This window comes from Micrococcus sp. KRD070, from assembly GCF_017168435.1.
Lineage (GTDB): Bacteria > Actinomycetota > Actinomycetes > Actinomycetales > Micrococcaceae > Micrococcus > Micrococcus luteus.
The window spans coordinates 1-2,456 of record NZ_JABFNH010000006.1; the positions used below are offsets into that span (position 1 = coordinate 1).

Annotated in this window: 3 protein-coding genes; all 3 read right to left on the bottom strand. The window is 73.9% G+C overall.

Features of this window, described 5'->3' with window-relative positions; genetic code table 11:
- Positions 1-1,008: PP2C family serine/threonine-protein phosphatase (locus tag J1M38_RS02095; protein WP_206501162.1), on the bottom strand; the 1,008-nt coding region annotated here is incomplete at its 3' end.
- A 3-nt stretch (positions 1,009-1,011) separates the two neighbouring features.
- Positions 1,012-1,572, bottom strand: a complete 561-nt coding sequence (locus tag J1M38_RS02100) for an FHA domain-containing protein (protein ID WP_010079714.1) — start codon at positions 1,570-1,572, stop codon at positions 1,012-1,014.
- Positions 1,569-2,336 carry a DUF3662 and FHA domain-containing protein gene (locus J1M38_RS02105; protein ID WP_206501163.1) on the bottom strand — a complete coding sequence of 256 codons (768 nt, stop codon included), beginning with the start codon at positions 2,334-2,336 and terminating at the stop codon, positions 1,569-1,571. The genes J1M38_RS02100 and J1M38_RS02105 overlap by 4 nt, the downstream gene beginning before the upstream one ends.
- Between the last annotated feature and the right edge of the window lie 120 nt (positions 2,337-2,456).

Consider the following 2,456-nt stretch of genomic DNA (forward strand, 5'->3'; position numbering starts at 1 on the left):
ATCCGGCCCGTCCGTGAGGACGGCCGCGGTGCGCCGGGGACGGTTCTCCGGCACGGGCGTCTCGCCGAGCAGGGCGGCGGCACGGCGGCGCGTGGAGCTGCGGGTGACCACGGGGATGCGATCGGTCTTCACGGCGTTGGAGGCCGCGCCGACGAGCAGGTGAGGCCGTGCGTCCAGGTCCTCGCGCAGCAGCAGGCCGGAGACCGGGCCGACCTCGGGCGGGTGGGCCGCGGCGAGGGCCTGCTCGGACAGGTGGACGTCCGGGACGGGGGCCAGCTCCTCCGCCGTGCCCTCCGCGATCTCGAACGCCACCACGGTGACGTTGTCCGGGGCGCCGCCCTTGAGGGTCAGGTCCACGAGGGTGTCGACGGCCTGGTTGAGAGCCTCCGAGTCCCGCAGCACCTCGTGGATCTTCTCGGGGGAGACCACGTCCGTGAGGCCGTCCGAGCAGAACAGCCAGCGCTCTCCGGGGGCGACGGGCACCTCGAACACGTCCAGCTCGGGGGAGGCGTCCACGTCGCCGAGCACGCGCATGAGCACGTTCTTGTTCGGATGGAACGGGGCCTCCCCGGCCTCGAGACGCCCCTCGTCCACGAGCTTCTGCACGAACGTGTGGTCCGTGGTGACCTGGGAGAACTCGCCGTTCGCGAGCCGGTAGGCACGGGAGTCGCCGATGTGCGCGATGTGCAGCGTGGTCCCCGCGAGCAGGGCGGCGGTGCACGTGGTGCCCATGCCGGCGAGCTTGGGGTTGGCGTGCACCAGCTCGTTGAGGATCAGGTTGGCGTTCTGGATCTCGTCCGGCAGCACCGTGGCCGGGTCCTCGTAGCCCACCGCATCCAGCGGGGCCAGGTCCAGCACCGTGGACGCGCTTGCCACGTCGCCGCCCACGTGCCCGCCCATGCCGTCCGCGAGCACGACCAGATGACGGCCCACGTAGGCGGAGTCGTCGTTCTTGGCACGGACGCGGCCGACGTCGGAGCGGGCGGCGTAGCGGAGGACGAGGGTCATGGGTCAGGCCTCGAGCTCCATGACGGTCTTGCCGATGCGGATGGCCGTGCCGGGGCCCACGGGCACCGCGCGGGTGACGGGGGCGCCGTTGACGTAGGTGCCGTTCGTGGAGCCGAGGTCCTCGAGGAACCAGCGGGTGCCCTGGGGGAACAGCCGGGCGTGGCGGCCGGAGGCGTAGTCGTCCACGAGCACCAGGTCGGCGTCCTGGGCGCGGCCCATCAGCAGGGGACGGCCCTCCAGGGCGATGGTCTGCCCGGCCTTCGGGCCCTCGACCACCCGCAGAGTCCGGGACAGCCGCGGGGCCGGCGTCGTCGGCGCGGACGCGGCGGGGGACGGCGTCGACGCGGGCGCGGGGCGGTCGACCGCGGACGAGCCCGCCCCGGCGGCCCCGGCCGCGGGCACCGCGGTGACCAGGCCGGCGTCGCGCTGGGCCTGCTGGAGGCGCGTCTTGTTCCGCCGGCCGACCACGAGGTCGCGGCCCTGCGCCATGACGATGGAGATGATCAGCACCCACAGGGCCAGCAGCAGGCCCATGCGGAGCACGGCGACGGCGAGCTCGCTCATGCGCGGCCCCCCGTCCCGCCGAAGAACAGCAGCTCGGTCTGGCCGACGGTCACCACGTCCCCGTCGCGCAGGGTGACGGAGCCGTCCACGCGGCGGCCGTTGACGAGCACGCCGTTGCGACTGCCCAGGTCCAGGAGCGTGACCGTGGAGCCGACGGTGAGCAGGCGCAGGTGCTCGCGGGACACCGAGGAGTCCGGGATCACGAGGTCGGCACGCTCGGCCGAGCGGCCGAGGATCAGGTCGTCCCCGTCCAGGGGGAGCATGCGGCCGTCCAGCTCGAGTGCCGGGCCGGCGGGCTCGGTCACGGGGCGGCCCATCACGACGGTCGGCTGGTCGGCGTGGGAGGTGGCGGGCGAGGCGCCGTCGTCGTGGGGGGCCGGGGCGGTGAGCGAGCCGTCGTCCAGGCGGGTGACCACGCGCAGGTCCCCGCCGCGCACGTCCGCGTCCGGGTGGAAGGCGACCCGGACCGTGCCGGGCAGTGCATAGCCCTGGGAGTCGGCGTGGCGGATGACCTCATCGCACAGCTCGCTGGCGAGGGTGGACCCCCACGAGCGGGCGCGCTCGAAGTCGGCGGGGGAGAAGTGGACCACGTAGCTGTTGGGCGCGACCGTGTGGCCCTCGGACAGCGCGATCGACTCGTCGTCCATCGCCTGTCGCAGGGCCGAGGCGATCTCCACCGGCTTGACCGCCCGCGGACCGCCGGCCGAGAAGGCCGAGCGCACGGCCCGCTCCAGGCCGCGTTCGAGGTTGTCCAGAAGTCCCACGACGGGGCCCCTTTCCACAGTTGTCCGTCCCGATACTACGGGCCGGGCTGGGAGACCGCCGAGAACAGCGGGATTCTGCGGGGTGGAGCGCGGGTGGGAGAGGTGCCGGAGGGGGCGAGC

What these genes read in the sequence shown, in the direction of transcription:
- J1M38_RS02100 (WP_010079714.1), bottom strand. Translation starts at nt 1,572, where the DNA reads ATGAGCGAGCTCGCCGTCGCCGTGCTCCGCATGGGCCTGCTGCTGGCC.